A 16,940-nucleotide genomic window follows, 5' to 3' on the forward strand; every position below is an offset into this window, starting at 1 on the left:
AAGCCTCTCCTACTTGATGTCGGAGGCGACCTGCACCTTCACCATCTTGTCGGGATCGGTGACGGTGCCGCTCGGCGAGCCGGCCGGCGCCTTCTTCAACTTGTCGACCACGTCCATGCCCTGCACGACCTCGCCGACCACGGTGTACTGGTTATCGAGGCTGCCGCCATCGGCGAACATGATGAAGAACTGCGAATTGGCGGTATCGACGCTGTCGCCGCGCCGGGCCATGCCGACGATGCCGCGGGCGAAGTGAACCTTGGAGAATTCCTGCTTCAGGTTCGGATATTTCGAGCCACCGGTGCCGTTGAAGTTCTGGCCGTCGCCTGTCTGAGCCATGAAGCCGTCCATCACGCGGTGGAACGGAACGTTGTTGTAATAGCCCTCGCGCGCGAGCTGCTTGAGGCGCTCGGCGTGCTGCGGCGCAAGATCGGTCCTGAGCTTGATGACGATGCGGCCCTTGGTGGTGTCGATGACGAGCGCATTGGCCTTGTCCAGGTTGGCCGGCAGCTGCTGCGCCGTTGCCGGGACTGCGCCAATGAGCGCGACGAACATCGTGGCAAGAATTGCGAGACGACGGATCATGGAAACTCCGGATCAGGTGAGATGAAAAAGCGCGCCGTTATGCGGCGAATTTTGCCTTGAGCTGGGATGCAACGAGCGGCGGGACGAAGGCCGAGATGTCTCCGCCCATGGCGGCGATCTGGCGCACCAATGTGCCGGTAATCGGGCGGGCCACTGGGGAGGCCGGCAGGAAGACGGTTTGCACGTCGGGCGCCATGGCGCCGTTCATGCCGGCGAGCCGCATCTCGTAGTCGAGGTCGGTGCCGTCGCGCAGGCCCCGAATCATGATGGTCGCGCCGTACCTGCGCGCCGCGGTGACTGCGAGATCGTCGTAGGTCACGGCCTCCAGCGTGCAGCCGGCCTGGGCCGCCACCGGCTCGCAGACGTCGTGGAGCATCTTGAGCCGCTCCTCGGTCGAGAACAGCGGCTTCTTGCCGGGATGGACCCCGATCGCGATCACCAGCCGGTCGCATAGCGGGACGCTGTTCCGGACCACGTCCAGATGGCCGTTGGTGATGGGGTCGAAGGAACCTGGATAGAAGGCAATGCGCGGCATGGCCACGTCCTACCGCGCCCGGCCCGGCCCGGCAAGCCGGACAGGTTCCTTGTCCGTTTCCTGCCGGTTTTTCCGCCAATCCCGGTCGGAAGGCCGCGGATTGTTTCGTCCTCGGGGTGTCCACGAAACAAAACCGCACGCGAACGAAACCATTTCCGGCGTCGGCGAAGACGTCCGGAAACTGGTCATGGTTACTAATCCGGCCAACGAATGACGGGCCGCACACTGGGCGTAGCGGCCGCATCACAGGGGACCGTCAAATGATCAAGGCTCTTTCAGCGATCGCTATAGCTGCGTGTGTTGCTACCGCCCTCACCCTCCTGCCCGGTTTTGCTCCCACCGTTGAAGCCAGCGTGCCGCAGCCGCTTGCCAAGAGCGACCGGCTCGACATCAAGACCATCGGCAGGGATTGCTCGCAGCAGGCCTGGCCCAATTTCGAGGCGTCGTGCCTGCGCCGCGCCGGCACCAAGGCTGACGTGCATGTCGCTCGCCTGGTGACGGCAGACCGCACCCCGTAGGCGGCCTGTCAGCTCGGCGTCATAAACCTCGCGATAAACCCCATGGATATTTGCGGCGTCTCGTCGCAGACTGTGTGAAACTCGCGCCCCTCGGAATGGCCCGACGGGCGCGATCCCATTGAGGGGTCGCATTTGTCCAGTACGCCCGCAGTCGCTTCCGGCCATCACCCCGACCCTCTGCCGCTTGCCATGACCATGGGCGCCCTCGGGGTAGTCTATGGCGATATCGGCACCAGCCCCCTCTACGCCCTGAAGGAAGCCGCCAAGGCGGCCGCGCATGGCGGCACTGTGACACCCGAGGCTGTCCTGGGCGTTGCCTCGCTGATCCTGTGGGCGCTGCTGCTGATCATCTCGCTGAAATATGCGCTGCTGATCCTGCGCGCCGACAACCGCGGCGAAGGCGGCATCGTCGCGCTGCTGGCGCTGCTGCATGCCCGTCACGCCCAACCCGGCACCTGGCGCGCGCATCTGCTGGTCGTCGGCCTGATCGGCGCGGCGCTGCTCTATGGCGACGGCGCGATCACACCGGCGATCTCGGTGCTCTCAGCCATCGAGGGCCTCAAGGTCGACGCCCCCTCGCTCGCGCCGGCGGTGGTGCCCATCACCATCGTCATCCTGGTCGGCCTGTTCATGATGCAGAGGCAGGGCACCGGCTTCATCGGCCGTATCTTCGGACCGGTGATGCTGGCCTGGTTCTTCGTGCTGGCCGCGCTCGGCATCCACGGCATCATCAAGGCGCCGGCCGTACTGGCGGCGCTGAGCCCGCTCTACGCCTTCGATTTCCTGATCCATCAGGACTTCCATGTCTCCTTCGCGATCCTCGGCGCGGCCTTCCTCGCCGTAACCGGCGGTGAAGCCATGTATGCCGACATGGGGCATTTCGGGCGCCTGCCGATCCGGCTCGCGTGGTTTGCGATCTGCCTCCCGGCGCTGGTGCTGAATTATTTCGGCCAGGCCGCGCTCCTGATCACCGATCCCGGCATGATCGAGAATCCGTTCTTCCAGCTCTGCCCGGACTTCCTGCATTACGGACTGGTCGCGTTCTCGGCCGTTGCGACCGTGATCGCCTCGCAGGCGATCATCTCCGGCGTGTTCTCGCTGACCCAGCAGTCGATCCAGCTCGGCTTCCTGCCGCGCATGCAGATCCGCCACACCACAAGCGCCGCGATCGGCCAGATCTACGTGCCTCTGGTGAACTGGCTGCTCGCCGCCGCAACCCTCGGCGCCGTGGTCAGCTTCGGCACATCGGATGCGTTGGCCGGCGCTTACGGTATCGCGGTCTCGCTGCTGATGGCCATCACCACGCTGCTCGCAGCGCTGGTTGCGATCCAGTGGGGCTATTCACCCTGGATCGTTATCGCCGTGAACGGCTTCTTCTTCGTGATCGACGTGATCTTTTTCTCTGCCAATTCGATCAAGCTGTTCGAGGGCGGCTGGTTTCCGCTGCTGCTCGCGGCCTTCGTCGCCTTCCTGATGCTGACCTGGCGCAGCGGTGTGAAGTTGGTCGAGGCCGCGCGCGCAAAGCTGCGCCAGCCCGAGGAGGATTTGATCGAGACCGCGGTCAACAAGTGCAGCGCGCGCCTGCCCGGCACCGCCGTGTTTCTGGCCTCGGCGCCGAAAGGCGTGCCGCTGGCGCTGACGCAATTCGTCAAGCACAACCACGTGCTGCACGAGCGCATCGTCCTCGTCACCGTGCTGATCGAGGAGCTGCCTCACATCGCCGACCAGGACCGCACTGAGATCATCGAGATCATCCCCGGCATCACCCGCGTGATCCTGCATTACGGCTTCATGCAGAACCCGACGATCTATGAGGGCCTGACGCTCGCGTGCCGCCAGGGCAAGCTGCCCGGCGTCGACCTCTCCGACATCACCTATTATGTCGGCCGCGAGACCATCATCCCGAGCGAGGACATCCCGGGCATGTGGGTCTGGCGCGAAGGCCTCTTCGCCTTCCTCCAGCGCAATGCCGAACGCTCGGCCGCGTTCTTCGGCGTGCCGACCAAGCAGGTCGTGGAGTTCGGCACGGAGCTGGAGATCTAGCGAGGTTCGTAGCCCGGATGGAGCGAAGCGCAATCCGGGGTTCTTGCCGAACGCGAGGAGTCCCGGATTTCGCTTCGCTCCATCCGGGCTACAGGGGGTGAAGCATCACTCCCCGCTCGATTCTCCGTTCGCGCCATTGCCGCTCTCGGCCTCTTCCGTGATGTGCTCGACCGAGACGACGTGCTCGTCCTCGGCGGTGTCGAACACGATCACGCCTTGCGTCGAGCGGCCGGCGATGCGGATGCCCTCGACCGGGCAGCGGATCAGCTGGCCCTTGTCGGTAACCAGCATGATTTGATCAGCATCCTCCACGGGGAAGGACGCGACGAGGTTGCCGTTGCGGTTGTTGACGCTCATTGCGACGATGCCTTTGCCGCCGCGGCCGGTGGTGCGGTACTCGTAGGACGAGGTCCGCTTGCCGAAGCCGTTGACGGAGACGGTGAGCACGACCTGCTCGGCCGCCGACATCTCGGCATAGCGCTCCTGCGCGAGCTGGAAGCTGCCGGAGGTCTCCTCGACCTCGGCGTCCACCGCCACCTCTTCCGTCGCGGCTTCGCCGGCAACCGCGCGGCGCATCTTCAGATAGGCCGAACGCTCGTCCGAAGTGGTCTCGACGTGGCGCAGGATCGCCAGCGAAATCACCTTGTCGCCGTCGCCAAGCGCGATGCCGCGCACGCCCATCGAGGTGCGCCCGGTGAACACGCGCACATCGGTGACAGGGAAGCGGATGCACTGGCCGCCGGCGCCGGTGAGCAGCACGTCGTCGTGCTCGGTGCAGATCTGCACGTCGACGATCGCCTCGTTGTCGTCGAGCTTCATCGCGATGATGCCGGAGCGGCGGACATCGACGAAGTCGGACAGCTTGTTGCGCCGGACGTTGCCGCCGGTGGTCGCGAACATCACGTCGAGATTGCCCCAGGTCGATTCATCCTCGGGCAGCGGCATGATGGTGGTGATGCGCTCGCCCTGCTCCAGCGGCAGGATGTTGATCATCGCCTTGCCGCGCGCGTTCGGCGCGGCCATCGGCAGCCGCCAGACCTTCTCCTTGTAGACCTGGCCACGTGACGAGAAGAACAGTACCGGCGTATGGGTCGACGCCACGAACAGGCGGCTGACAAAATCCTCATCGCGGGTCTGCATGCCGGCGCGACCCTTGCCGCCGCGACGCTGCGCCCGATAGGCCGACAGCGGCACGCGCTTGACGTAGCCGGCGTGGGACACGGTCACGACCATGTCCTCGCGCTGGATCAGGTCCTCGTCCTCGACCTCGCCTTCCTGCTCCATGATCACGGTGCGGCGCGGCGTGGCGAACTCGGCTTTCACCTCGGCGAGCTCGGTCTTGATGATCCCCAGCACGCGCTCGCGCGAGCGCAGGATGTCGAGATAGTCGGCGATCTCGCCGGCGAGCTTGTCGAGCTCGTCGCGGATTTCGTCACGGCCAAGCGCGGTGAGGCGTTGCAGGCGCAGGTCGAGAATGGCTCTCGCCTGTTCCATCGACAGCCGGATCGTGCCGTCCTCGCTGATGCGGTGGCGCGGATCGTCGATCAGCGTCAGCATGTCCTCTACGTCCCGGGCCGGCCAGTCGCGCGACATCAGGGTGTCGCGCGCGGTAGTCGGGTCAGGCGAGGTCCGGATGACGCGGATCATCTCGTCGATATTGGCGACCGCGATCGCCAGACCGACCAGGATATGGGCGCGATCGCGCGCCTTCGCGAGCAGGTACTTGGTGCGGCGCGTGACGACCCGCTCACGGAAGTCGACGAAGATGGCCAGCAGGTCCTTCAGATGCATGATCCGCGGACGGCCGCTGTCGAGCGCCACCATGTTGACGCCGAAGCTCGTCTGCAGCGGCGTGAATCTGTAAAGCTGGTTCAGGACCACATCAGGCACGGCGTCGCGCTTCAATTCGATGACGACGCGATAGCCGTCGCGGTCCGATTCATCGCGCAGGTCGCCGATGCCCTCGATCTTCTTTTCCTTGACCAGCTCGGCGATGCGCTCAACCATCGTCGCCTTGTTCACCTGGTACGGAATCTCGGTGATGATGAGCGCCTCGCGCTCCTTGCGGATGGTCTCGATCGCGACCTTGCCGCGCATCACGATCGAGCCGCGGCCGAGGTGATAGGCGGCGCGGATGCCCTGCCGTCCGAGAATGACGCCGCCGGTCGGAAAATCCGGTCCCGGCACGATGTTGATGAGCTCGTCGATGGTGAGCGCGGGGTTGTCGATCAACGCGACGCAGGCATCGATCACCTCGCCGAGATTATGCGGCGGGATGTTGGTCGCCATGCCGACGGCGATGCCGCCCGCGCCGTTGACGAGAAGGTTCGGGAACTTGGCCGGAAGAACCGACGGCTCGGTCTCGTTGTTGTCGTAGTTCGGCTGGAAGTCGACCGTGTCCTTGTCGATATCGGCCAGCAGAGCCAGCGCCGCCTTGGTCAGGCGTGCCTCGGTATAACGATAGGCGGCCGGGGGATCGCCGTCGACCGAGCCGAAATTGCCCTGGCCGTCGATCAGCGGCACGCGCATCGAGAAGTCCTGCGCCATGCGGACCATGGCGTCATAGATCGACTGGTCGCCGTGCGGGTGATACTTACCGATGACGTCGCCGACCACGCGGGCGGATTTGACGTACTTCTTGTCGGGCGTGTGCCCCTGCTCGTTCATCGAGTACAGGATGCGGCGATGCACCGGCTTCAGACCGTCGCGGGCATCGGGCAACGCGCGCGCCACGATCACGCTCATGGCGTAGTCGAGATACGACTTCTTCATCTCCTCGAAGATGGAGACGGGGCGAATATCGGAGCGCTCCGGCTCGTCGCCGGGCTTCTTGTTGTCGTCGTCAGCCAATGGGGAATCCGGTGAAATTCTATCTGGGAATCATATAGCGCATCGAGGCCCTGATAACCACCCTTGCGAGCCCTTGGGAAGCGGTTTTTCCGTTTGTTTTTCCAGAGACTTACGCGCTTCTCGCCACCGTTGTCGGCGGCGCCGGAACGAGCCGCCCGGAACCGCCAATTATGCCCCGAAAAACACCTGATGCATGATGCGCCCCGGCACCAGCGTGAACAGCCCCGCCACGACCAGCGCGCCGGTGAACAAGAAGATCATGGTCCATCGATGAGCGACGACGCGATGCGTGCGGGCCCGCCACACTGCGAGCGGCAGCATCGCCAGCGTGAAGATCGACAGCAGGTGGATCGGGCTGAACGGCCCGACCAGGCGGATCTGGTGGATCCAGAACGACGACGCGGCCACCACGGCCATCAGCGCCACCCAGATCCAGCCAACCGTCCGATGGGGCAGCGTGCCCTTGGGCGCTGCGAACTGGACGATGCCAAGCACGAAGGCCGCCATCGCCGCGAAGGCGTGCAGCGGGATCGCTGGGGCGGCATCAAGCAGAGGCGCAAGGCTCATCTGACATGGCTCATGTGACCCGTCCTCTGGTCGGGACCGGCCATGTGAATGGCATTAACATAAAGTTAATACCATTCACATCACAGCCCGTCAAAGGCTTGAGGCAGCACATGAGGCCAGCCCGGAAAACCCGAGCTTAGCCCGTCAATTGGTAAGGAATCCTGCCGCTTTACACGAGCGCGGCACAAGCCCGGAACAAAGTCCTGCCGCGCCTCAGAACGGGATATCGTCGTCCATGTCGTTGTTGCGGCCACCACCAGCGCCGCCGGCGGCCACGGCACGGCGCGGTGCGCTGCTGACGGGACCGGAGGAGCCGAAATCGCCGCCCGGCTCATCGCCGAAGCTGCCGCCTGCCCCGCCACCACCGCGGCCGTCGAGCATCGTCAGGGTCGAGTTGAAGCCCTGCAGCACGACCTCGGTGGAGTACTTCTCCACACCGCTCTGGTCGGTCCATTTACGAGTCTGGAGCGCGCCCTCGATGTAAACCTTGGCGCCCTTCTTCAAGTACTGCTCGGCGACCTTGCAGAGCCCTTCATTGAAGATCACGACGCGATGCCACTCGGTCTTTTCCTTGCGCTCGCCGCTGTTCTTGTCGCGCCAGGTCTCAGAGGTAGCGATGCTCAGATTCGCGATCGGCCGCCCGTCCTGGGTGCGGCGGATTTCCGGATCCTTGCCGAGATTTCCGACCAGAATGACTTTGTTGACGCTTCCCGCCATCGCCGCTCTCCACTCCAAATGCCACTGAATTTCGAAAGGCGCGCCCGCGCTGCCGCCTGTTGGGCCGACCCTATACGCTTACGAGCACCGATCGGCCCGACGCGCCCTCGGTTATCCCCACATATAGCACTGCCCGATCATTTGTTCCAGATTTGTTCCCGCATCGCGCCGAACCCTTCGGGGATCTTTGAAGCGGCCAACATTGGGGGATCGAAGGCCGGCATCGCGCCGGCTTTTTTTGTCGAGTTTCCGATGGGAATTATAGGTCAGCGATCATTACATTTTGCGTCTGTTGTGACTTTTTGGAGACACAACTTGCGGCTTCACTGGTGTAAGCCGACGCCAGTTGGACCAAGGCGTCCGATGTCCTTCCGACCCACGGAAGGCAACAACAGAAACTGGGACTGGGATTAGTTGAATATGAAGAAGATCTTGTTGGCTTCGGCCTGTCTGCTCGCCCTCACTGGCGCCGCTTCGGCTGCCGATCTGGCGGCTCGCCCCTACACCAAGGCTCCGGTGGCCGTGGCTTCCGTCTACAACTGGACCGGCTTCTACCTCGGTATCGTCGGTGGCGGCGCCTGGGAAGACGCTTCGACCGCCCCGAAGATGAAGGGTGGCTTCGTCGGTGGCACCGCCGGCTACAACTGGCAGACCGGCAACGTCGTGTACGGCCTCGAAGCTGACGCCGCCTGGGCTGACGTCAGCGCTTCCGTGACCGGCGCGACCGTGGTCCCCGGCTTTGGCGTCGTCAGCACCACGCTGAGCGGCAAGACCGATGCGATGGGCACCGTGCGCGGCCGTCTCGGTTATGCCGTCAACAACGTCCTGTTCTACGGCACCGCCGGCTACGCCTGGATCGACAACAAGCTCACCGTCAGCGCGCTCGGCGCGAGCGTCTCCGACAGCAAGTTCCACTCCGGCTGGACCGTCGGCGCGGGCGTCGAGGCGTTCTTCGCTCCGCAGTGGTCGGTCAAGGGCGAGTACCTCTATCGCAGCCTCGGCGGCGAGACCTACTTCACGGGCGCTCTTCCCACCGGCACGCTCAACTTCCACACCGTGCAGGTCGGCGTGAACTATCACTTCAACGGCCCGATCGTCGCCAAGTACTGATCTGACGTAGTGAGCCTCGGCTCCAACGCCATCACGTTACGTAAGGCCGGCCTTGTGCCGGCCTTTTTGTTTTCGCGGCCCGGTGCGCCGAACCGTCATGTCGATGGACGCACTTTCCCGCGTGTTGTGGCTCCTCGGACACACAACCTCTGGATTAATTGAGGTAGAGATAAGCGAACGGACCTTTGGGTCCGAAGCCCTTCCCGCACACCGAAGGGCCAAGCAGAAACTGGGGATTAGTTTGAAAATGAAGAAGATTTTGTTCGCTTCTGCCAGCTTGCTCGCACTGAGCGCATTCGCCCCCGCGATGGCTGCCGATCTGGCGGCTCGCCCCTACACCAAGGCTCCGGTGGCTATCGCTTCGATCTACAACTGGAGCGGCTTCTACATCGGCGCCAACGCCGGTGGCGGCTCGAGCCACAATTGCTGGGATACGACCGCTGTGGGGGGTGGAGCAGTCCCCGTCACCGCTGAAGGTTGCCACAATGCGACCGGCGCGATCGCCGGCGGTCAGATCGGTTATCGCTGGCAGTCCACCAACTGGGTGTTCGGCGTCGAAGCCCAGGGTGATTGGGCTGATCTGAAGGGCTCGAACACGAGCTCTCTGGCCGCTTTCTTCCCGCTGGTGAACAACACCAAGATTGACGCGCTGGGTCTCTTCACCGGTCAGGTGGGCTACGCCTGGAACAACGTGCTCTGGTACGTGAAGGGCGGCGCGGCCGTCACCCACAACAAGTTCAGCGGCACTCTGGCCGGCATCACGTTCGGCTCAGCAAGCGAAACGCGTTGGGGTGGCGCCGTCGGCACCGGCATCGAATTCGGCTTCGCGCCGAACTGGTCGGTTGGCGTCGAGTACAACCACCTATTCATGGGCAAGCACACCGACAGCTTCACTGCGTTCGCCCTGCCCTTCCGCAGCGACAGCATCAAGCAGGACGTGGATATGGCCACCGTCCGCCTGAACTACACCTTCGGCGGCCCGATCGTCGCGAAGTACTGAGCTTCGCTTCGCCTCACGACCGACGTCACATCGTTACGAAAGGCCGGCCTCGCGCCGGCCTTTTTGTTTTCGCGGCCCGGTGAGCCGAACCGTCAAGGAATCGTGGGACGCGCATGGCGCCCGCGCATTGGTTCGGCGAGTTGGGGACGCGATATGAAGACTTGGGCCGTGGCTGCGATCAGCCTGTTCGCACTCGGTGCACTTGCACCGGCCGTTGCCGCGGATCTCCCGCTCTATTCCAAGGCGCAGGTGGCGCCTGTCCCCGCCCTCGAATGGACCGGCGTCTATGGCGGCATCAATGGCGGCGGCGGCCTCGGCCATGCCTGCTGGAGCGTAGTTGGCGTCAGCGGTGTTGCGATCGATCCGGCCGTCGGCGAAGGCTGCCACAATGCCAGCGGGGGCACGGTCGGTGCCCAGCTCGGCTATCGCTGGCAGAAGGCACACTGGGTTCTCGGCGTGGAAGGCCAGGGCAACTGGGCCGACTTCAAGGGCAACAATGTCAGCCTGGTGCTGGCGCCGCTGAACAACCGCACGAAGATCGACAGCTTTGGTCTGTTCACCGGCCAGCTCGGCTACACCGTGAACGGCCTGCTGTTCTACGGCAAGGCGGGTGCTGCCGTCGCGCACGACAAATACGACGAGTTCATTCCGGGTGTCGGCGTCGTGTCCAATACGCTCAGCCAGACCCGCTGGGGCTACAGCGCGGGCTTCGGCGTGGAATACGCCTTTGCAGAAAACTGGTCGGTCGGCGGTGAGTACGACCATCTGTTCCTCGGTCATCACGGCGGCGATCTCGCCAGCGCCATTCTCGTTCCGCCGGGACGCACCGAGCGGATCGGCCAGGACGTCGATATCGGGCTGATCCGCGTCAACTATCGCTGGGGCGGCCCGGTCGTCGCCAAATACTGAGCGAGCTCGCGAATTCAGCGCCATCAAAGGCCGGCCTCACGCCGGCCTTTTTGCTGTTCCGCTTGTCCCAATGCCGAGCCCTGCTGCCAAGTCCCGCCAGCGCGCCAACAATCCGTTGACGATTCGCAAGTCCCTCTGGAAATCCGTCTCCGTTCTTCCTACGTTCGCCAACAACCCCATCGGCGCCGATCCCGGTTCCGGGCGAAGCGCGCCTTTTCGTCGGCGCGATCGCGTACCTTTGGGATTCCTTGAGGGCAACTCGGATGGATGAAGTGATCAAGGCGAAGCGCCAACAGCAGAACGCGGGCTCGAGCCTGCGCGCAATTACGATCCGTGGCGCGCGCGAGCACAACCTCAAGAACATCGACGTCGAGATTCCCCGCGACAAGCTTGTGGTGTTCACCGGCCTCTCAGGCTCCGGCAAATCCTCGCTCGCCTTCGACACCATCTACGCGGAAGGCCAGCGCCGCTACGTCGAGTCGCTCTCGGCCTATGCCCGCCAGTTCCTGGAGATGATGCAGAAGCCTGACGTCGACCAGATCGACGGCCTGTCGCCGGCAATCTCGATCGAGCAGAAGACGACCTCGAAGAACCCGCGCTCGACCGTCGGCACGGTGACCGAGATCTACGACTATATGCGCCTCTTGTGGGCGCGCGTCGGCGTGCCCTATTCACCCGCCACCGGACTTCCGATCGAAAGCCAGACCGTCTCGCAGATGGTCGACCGCGTGCTGGCGCTGCCCGAAGGCACCCGCCTCTATCTGCTCGCGCCCGTCGTGCGCGGCCGCAAGGGCGAGTACCGCAAAGAGCTCGCCGAATGGCTCAAGAAGGGCTTTCAACGCGTCAAGATCGACGGCACCTTCTATGAGCTTGCGGAAGCGCCGACGCTCGACAAGAAATTCCCGCACGACATCGACGTCGTGGTCGACCGCATCGTGGTGCGCGCCGACATCGGCCAGCGCCTCGCCGAAAGTTTTGAGACCGCGCTGAAGCTCGCCGAGGGCCTCGCCGTGGTCGAGTATGCCGACGCACCGGCTGCTGCTGCGCCTGCCGAAGAGAAAAAGAAGACCGCAAAAATCCACGACAAGAGCGGACCCGAGCGGATTCTGTTCTCGGAAAAGTTCGCCTGCCCCGTCTCCGGTTTCACCATTCCCGAGATCGAGCCGCGCCTGTTCTCGTTCAACAACCCCTACGGCGCGTGCCCGGCCTGCGGCGGCCTCGGCGTCGAGCAGCATGTCGACGAGGACCTCGTCATTCCCGACAAGGAGCTCGCGATCGGTAAGGGCGCGATCGCGCCCTGGGCCAAATCGTCGTCGCCCTACTACACGCAGACGCTGACTGCGCTCGGCAAGCACTACAAGTTCACGCTGACCACCAAGTGGAAGGATCTGCCGAAGAAGACGCAGAACGCGATCCTCCATGGCTCCGGCGAGGACGAGATCAAGTTCTCCTACGAGGACGGCGTCCGCTCCTACGACACCAAGAAGCCGTTCGAAGGCGTCATCACCAACATCAACCGACGCTACCGCGAAACGGAAAGCGAGTGGGCGCGCGAGGAGCTCGCAAAATATTTCCACGACGTGCCCTGCGGCGCCTGCAACGGTTTCCGGCTCAAGCCCGAGGCGCTCTGCGTCAAGATCGGCAGCAAGCACATCGGCGAGATCTCGGAGCTGTCGGTCAAGAATGCCGGCGCGTGGTTCGAGACCGTGCCGGAGGCGCTGAACGCGCAGCAGAACGAGATCGCCGGGCGCATCCTCAAGGAGATCCGCGAGCGCCTCACCTTCCTGCTCGACGTCGGCCTCAACTATCTCACCCTCTCCCGCTCCTCCGGCACGCTGTCCGGCGGCGAGAGCCAGCGCATCCGCCTGGCCTCGCAGATCGGCTCGGGCCTGACGGGCGTGCTCTACGTGCTGGACGAGCCGTCGATCGGCCTGCACCAGCGCGACAACGCCCGCCTGCTCGACACCCTCAAGCGGCTGCGCGACCTCGGCAACACCGTGATCGTGGTCGAGCATGACGAGGACGCCATTCTGCTCGCCGACCACGTGCTCGACATCGGTCCGGGCGCCGGCATGCATGGCGGCAACATCATCGCCGAAGGCACGCCTGCCGAGATCATGCGCAACCCGAAATCGCTGACCGGCAAATATCTCACCGGCGAGCTCGAGGTCGAGGTGCCGGAACGGCGTCCGCCGAACCATCGCCGCACCATCAAGGTGGTGAACGCGCGCGGTAATAACCTCAAGAACGTCACGGCCGAGATTCCGCTCGGCCTGTTCACCGCCGTCACCGGCGTCTCCGGCGGCGGCAAGTCGACGCTTCTCATCGATACACTCTACAAGTCGATCGCGCGCAAGCTCAATGGCGCCAGCGAGGGCGCCGCGCCGCATGACCGCATCGAGGGCCTCGAGCATATCGACAAGATCATCGACATCGACCAGTCGCCGATCGGCCGCACGCCGCGCTCGAACCCCGCGACCTATACCGGCGCCTTCACGCCGATCCGCGAATGGTTTGCCGGCCTGCCCGAAGCGAAAGCGCGCGGCTACGAGCCCGGCCGCTTCTCCTTCAACGTCAAGGGCGGCCGCTGCGAGGCGTGCCAGGGCGACGGCGTCATCAAGATCGAGATGCACTTCCTGCCGGACGTCTACGTCACCTGCGACGTCTGCAAGGGCAAGCGCTACAACCGCGAGACGCTAGAGGTCTTGTTCAAGGGCAAGAGCATCGCCGACGTGCTCGACATGACCGTCGAGGAAGCCGCCGAGTTCTTCAAGGCGGTCCCGCGCGTGCGCGAGACTTTTCAGACGTTGCACCGTGTTGGACTGGATTACATTCACGTCGGCCAGCAAGCCACGACGCTCTCGGGCGGCGAAGCCCAGCGCGTCAAGCTCGCGAAGGAATTGTCAAAACGCGCCACCGGCCGAACGCTCTACATCCTGGACGAGCCGACCACCGGCCTTCACTTCCACGACGTCAAGAAGCTCTTGGAGGTGCTGCACGAGCTGGTCGCGCAGGGCAACACGGTCGTCGTGATCGAGCACAATCTCGAAGTCATCAAGACCGCCGACTGGGTCATCGACCTCGGCCCCGAAGGCGGCGACGGCGGCGGCGAGATCGTCGCCTGGGGTCCGCCCGAGGACATCGTGAAGGCGGCGCGGAGCTATACGGGCAAGTTTTTGGAGCCGGTGCTGAAAAAGGCAAGGAAGCCGAAGCGGCGGAGCACGAGCGAGGCGGCGGAGTAATTTTCGTCGGCTTGAGCGATCAGGCATCCGGCCAGCTTGGAGTGATCTCTATGCCGAGCCGGAGCTATGCGCTCTTTCGGAACGCCATCCTCGCCGAGCAGCAGGTGACCTGCGTCTACGAGGGTCGCTACCGAGAGCTGTGCCCGCATATCATCGGTACTGATAAGAACGGGGACGAGGCTGTGCTGGCTTGGCAGTTTGCCGGCGAGAGCAGCGGACCACTGCCGCAGTGGCGATGTCTGAAGCTGGCCAACGTTAGCGCCGCACGCCCGCGCGACGGCCGCTGGCATGAGGGTGGGTCGCACCGAACCACTCAAACTTGCGTCAAGAACATCGATATCGACATCAATGTTCACGTCCGCAGGTTGCGGTAACTCACAAGGGACGGGATCGTAAGCGGACCTCGTCAACCACTACATAGCGGCCGAAGAGGCCCTGACCGAACTGATCGACGGCATCCAGAAGCCGCGTCGACACCAGCGGCCCGTTCTCCGGATCGATACGCAGCAAGACCAGGCCAGGTACGGCTTGGCCACGACGAAAGACAAGCTCGCCGAAATCCTTGTCAGCCGTAAGGAGGAGACGCCCCTCCCGGAGTGCCAGCGCGATGACCTCCACGTCGCTGAGGCTAGCGGCGAATTCAGCGATGTAGAGCACGTCGTGCCCAGCGCCACGTAGATCTCGAACCAGAGATACTGTGACGCACTCGTCCGCTAGCCAGCGCACTATTCAGCGATAAATGATGTCTTCGTCAGCCAAATAGTCGGCTGCGAAAGCCTGGGCTGCCCGAATATCATCAGGTGTAAGCCGCGGGTGCTCCGAGATGATGGACTCAGTGGTCATACCCGCCCCCAACTCCCTGAGCACCAATTCGACCGGCACCCGCGTCCCGCGGATCACGGGTTTGCCGTCCATAATCGCCGGGTTGATTTCAATCCGCTCGTGCCGCATGGCTATCCTCGAATTCTCTGAACAATAGCACGCCACATATCGCTTGTCAGCGAACTCCAAAACCGCCCCAATGCCCTTCTCCCTCGCCATCTTCGACCTCGACGGCACCCTCGTCGACAGCTTCCCCTGGTTCCTGCGCACCATCAACGACGTCGCCGACCGCTTCGGCTTTCGGCGCGTCAGGGATGAGGATGTCGAGGGGCTGCGGCATGCGTCGACGCGCGAGATCCTCAGCCGGCTCGAGGTGCCCCTGTGGAAATTGCCGGCGATCGCGCGACATGCTCGGCGGCTGAAGGGCGAAGCGGCAGCGGAGATTTCGATGTTTGCGGGCGCCGAGGCGATGCTGCGGACGCTGGCCGAGAACGGCGTGCAGCTCGCGCTGGTGACGTCGGACAGCGAGGTCAATGCGCGGGCCAAGCTCGGCGAGGCCGCCGAGCTGTTCTCGCACTTCGACTGCGCGGCTTCGGTGTTTGGCAAGCCCGCAAAATTCCGCCACGTGATCCGGCGCGCCGGCGTGGCGCCGGGCAAGGTCATTTCCATCGGCGATGAGGTCCGCGACATCGAGGCGGCGCGGGCCGTCGGCATTGCCTGCGGCGCGGTCAGCTGGGGCTATGCTGCGCCGGCCGCGCTGCAGGCGCTTGCGCCCGATCACATGTTCGAAAACATGCGCGACATTACGGATATCTTATGCGGAAACGTAGGGTGGATTAGCGAAGCGTAATCCACCACTGTTTGCATCCGCAGAGGCAAAGGCGGTGGGTTACGCCGCGCGGACTGCGCTTCGCGCAGCCGCGGGGCTAACCCACCCTACGAACTGTTCGAGGAGACGGTGAATGACACTCACAGATGCAGCCCGCCTCAAGCTCCTCACCCCGCCGGCGGGCAAAGTCCGCGTCGTGCTCGACACCGACACTTACAACGAGATCGACGATCAGTTCGCGCTGGTGCAGATGCTGCTGTCGCCGGAGCGCTTTTACGTCGAGGCGATCTACGCCGCGCCGTTCTTCAATGCGCGCGCGAAAAATCCCGGCCACGGCATGGAGCTGAGCTATCAGGAAATCCTGCGCCTGCTGGAGCGCCTGGACGTTGCGCCGGATGGCCTGGTTCATCGCGGCGTCACCGACTATGTCGGCCCAAGCAAGATGGCGCAGCCAGCCCCCGCCGTCGACGACCTCATAGCCCGGGCGCGTGCGGGCTCACCCGACAATCCGCTCTACGTCATTGCCATCGGCGCCATCAGCAACGTCGCCTCGGCGCTGCTCAGGGCCCCCGACATCATCGACCGGATCGTGGTGGTCTGGCTTGGCGGCCATGCGCTGGAATGGCCTGACACCATCGAGTTCAACCTCAAGCAGGACGTCGGCGGCGCGCAGGTGCTGCTCGACAGCGGCGTGCCGCTTGTCCTGGTGCCGTGCAAGGGCGTCACCTCGCGCCTTCACTCGACGGTGCCGGAGATCGAGCGCTACGTTGAACCGCACGGCAGCATCGGCGCGTTCCTCGCTCAGAGGTTCAAGGAGTATTCGCCGGACCACATGGGCTGGGCCAAGGAGATCTGGGACATGGCGCCGATCGGCTGGCTGCTCAATCCCGTGTGGGCCCCGAGCGTGATCATCCCGGCTCCGGTTCTCAACGAGCAGATGACCTGGAGCGTCGACCGAAGGCGGCATCCGATCCGCTACGTGACCTATGTCGATCGCAATCCGATCCTGAGGGATTTCTTCGTGAAGCTGAAGGCGTTCGCGGAATCGAAATAGCGGAGCCGGCGGTCCTCACCAACACAATCTCTTGCGCTGCCCGACGGGCAAAACACGCCAAACCGAGGTCAATACGCTCCACCTGAAATAATTCGCTTTACGAGAATTCGGAATTATCGCATATGTATCTCACCCTACCCGGTCCGAGGGGCGTATCGC

At 63.9% G+C, this 16,940-nt stretch carries 16 protein-coding genes; 9 read left to right on the top strand and 7 right to left on the bottom strand.

Annotation, left to right across the window (positions count from 1 at the left end; genetic code table 11):
* Positions 1-9 precede the first annotated feature (9 nt).
* Together ACLFLU_RS23095 and coaD are read right to left on the bottom strand one after the other, a co-directional pair.
* A complete protein-coding gene (locus ACLFLU_RS23095; protein ID WP_426407162.1) occupies positions 10-585 on the bottom strand; it encodes a peptidylprolyl isomerase in 576 nt (191 codons plus the stop codon).
* Between the two features lie 37 nt (positions 586-622).
* The gene (gene coaD, locus ACLFLU_RS23100) at positions 623-1,120 is read right to left on the bottom strand and encodes a pantetheine-phosphate adenylyltransferase (protein ID WP_426407163.1); all 498 of its coding nucleotides are present in this window, start codon (positions 1,118-1,120) and stop codon (positions 623-625) included.
* Positions 1,121-1,380: 260 nt separating this feature from the next.
* Between coaD and ACLFLU_RS23105 the strand changes: the two genes are divergently transcribed.
* A complete protein-coding gene (locus ACLFLU_RS23105; protein ID WP_426407164.1) occupies positions 1,381-1,638 on the top strand; it encodes a hypothetical protein in 258 nt (85 codons plus the stop codon).
* Between the two features lie 189 nt (positions 1,639-1,827).
* Positions 1,828-3,681, top strand: a complete 1,854-nt coding sequence (locus ACLFLU_RS23110) for a potassium transporter Kup (protein ID WP_426414052.1) — start codon at positions 1,828-1,830, stop codon at positions 3,679-3,681.
* Positions 3,682-3,786: 105 nt separating this feature from the next.
* Here ACLFLU_RS23110 and gyrA read toward each other — a convergent pair whose 3' ends face one another.
* The 3 genes from gyrA to ACLFLU_RS23125 form a co-directional block, all read right to left on the bottom strand.
* The gene (gene gyrA, locus ACLFLU_RS23115) at positions 3,787-6,531 is read right to left on the bottom strand and encodes a DNA gyrase subunit A (protein ID WP_426407165.1); all 2,745 of its coding nucleotides are present in this window, start codon (positions 6,529-6,531) and stop codon (positions 3,787-3,789) included.
* 168 nt (positions 6,532-6,699) lie between these two features.
* On the bottom strand, positions 6,700-7,098 hold the full coding sequence (locus tag ACLFLU_RS23120; protein ID WP_426407166.1) for a DUF2306 domain-containing protein: 399 nt from the start codon (positions 7,096-7,098) through the stop codon (positions 6,700-6,702).
* A gap of 213 nt (positions 7,099-7,311) precedes the next feature.
* Positions 7,312-7,815 carry a single-stranded DNA-binding protein gene (locus tag ACLFLU_RS23125; RefSeq protein ID WP_426407167.1) on the bottom strand — a complete coding sequence of 168 codons (504 nt, stop codon included), beginning with the start codon at positions 7,813-7,815 and terminating at the stop codon, positions 7,312-7,314.
* A 420-nt stretch (positions 7,816-8,235) separates the two neighbouring features.
* On the opposite strand from ACLFLU_RS23125, the gene ACLFLU_RS23130 reads away from it, so the two are divergent.
* The 5 genes from ACLFLU_RS23130 to ACLFLU_RS23150 all read left to right on the top strand — a co-directional run bounded on the left by ACLFLU_RS23130 (position 8,236) and on the right by ACLFLU_RS23150 (position 14,450).
* A complete protein-coding gene (locus ACLFLU_RS23130) occupies positions 8,236-8,925 on the top strand; it encodes an outer membrane protein (RefSeq protein WP_426407168.1) in 690 nt (229 codons plus the stop codon).
* Between the two features lie 247 nt (positions 8,926-9,172).
* Complete coding sequence (locus tag ACLFLU_RS23135; protein ID WP_426407169.1) at positions 9,173-9,925, top strand: outer membrane protein; 753 nt, start codon at positions 9,173-9,175, stop codon at positions 9,923-9,925.
* Between the two features lie 153 nt (positions 9,926-10,078).
* On the top strand, positions 10,079-10,834 hold the full coding sequence (locus ACLFLU_RS23140; protein WP_426407170.1) for an outer membrane protein: 756 nt from the start codon (positions 10,079-10,081) through the stop codon (positions 10,832-10,834).
* A 263-nt stretch (positions 10,835-11,097) separates the two neighbouring features.
* Positions 11,098-14,076: an excinuclease ABC subunit UvrA gene (gene uvrA, locus ACLFLU_RS23145; protein WP_426407171.1), complete on the top strand. Its 2,979-nt coding sequence runs from the start codon at positions 11,098-11,100 to the stop codon at positions 14,074-14,076.
* Between the two features lie 50 nt (positions 14,077-14,126).
* On the top strand, positions 14,127-14,450 hold the full coding sequence (locus ACLFLU_RS23150) for a hypothetical protein (protein WP_426407172.1): 324 nt from the start codon (positions 14,127-14,129) through the stop codon (positions 14,448-14,450).
* Between the two features lies 1 nt (position 14,451).
* Here the strand turns inward: ACLFLU_RS23150 and ACLFLU_RS23155 are convergent, their stop codons facing one another.
* Both ACLFLU_RS23155 and ACLFLU_RS23160 read right to left on the bottom strand, forming a co-directional pair.
* Entirely contained in the window at positions 14,452-14,802 is a 351-nt protein-coding gene (locus tag ACLFLU_RS23155) for a DUF5615 family PIN-like protein (protein WP_426407173.1), read from the bottom strand.
* Positions 14,803-14,805: 3 nt separating this feature from the next.
* The gene (locus ACLFLU_RS23160) at positions 14,806-15,027 is read right to left on the bottom strand and encodes a DUF433 domain-containing protein (RefSeq protein ID WP_426407174.1); all 222 of its coding nucleotides are present in this window, start codon (positions 15,025-15,027) and stop codon (positions 14,806-14,808) included.
* A gap of 70 nt (positions 15,028-15,097) precedes the next feature.
* Here ACLFLU_RS23160 and ACLFLU_RS23165 point away from each other — a divergent pair, with 70 nt between their 5' ends.
* Both ACLFLU_RS23165 and ACLFLU_RS23170 read left to right on the top strand, forming a co-directional pair.
* A complete protein-coding gene (locus tag ACLFLU_RS23165; RefSeq protein ID WP_426407175.1) occupies positions 15,098-15,748 on the top strand; it encodes an HAD-IA family hydrolase in 651 nt (216 codons plus the stop codon).
* Between the two features lie 112 nt (positions 15,749-15,860).
* A complete protein-coding gene (locus ACLFLU_RS23170) occupies positions 15,861-16,781 on the top strand; it encodes a nucleoside hydrolase (protein ID WP_426407176.1) in 921 nt (306 codons plus the stop codon).
* The last annotated feature ends 159 nt before the right edge of the window (positions 16,782-16,940 follow it).

This window comes from Bradyrhizobium ganzhouense (assembly GCF_049949285.1).
GTDB lineage: Bacteria > Pseudomonadota > Alphaproteobacteria > Rhizobiales > Xanthobacteraceae > Bradyrhizobium > Bradyrhizobium ganzhouense.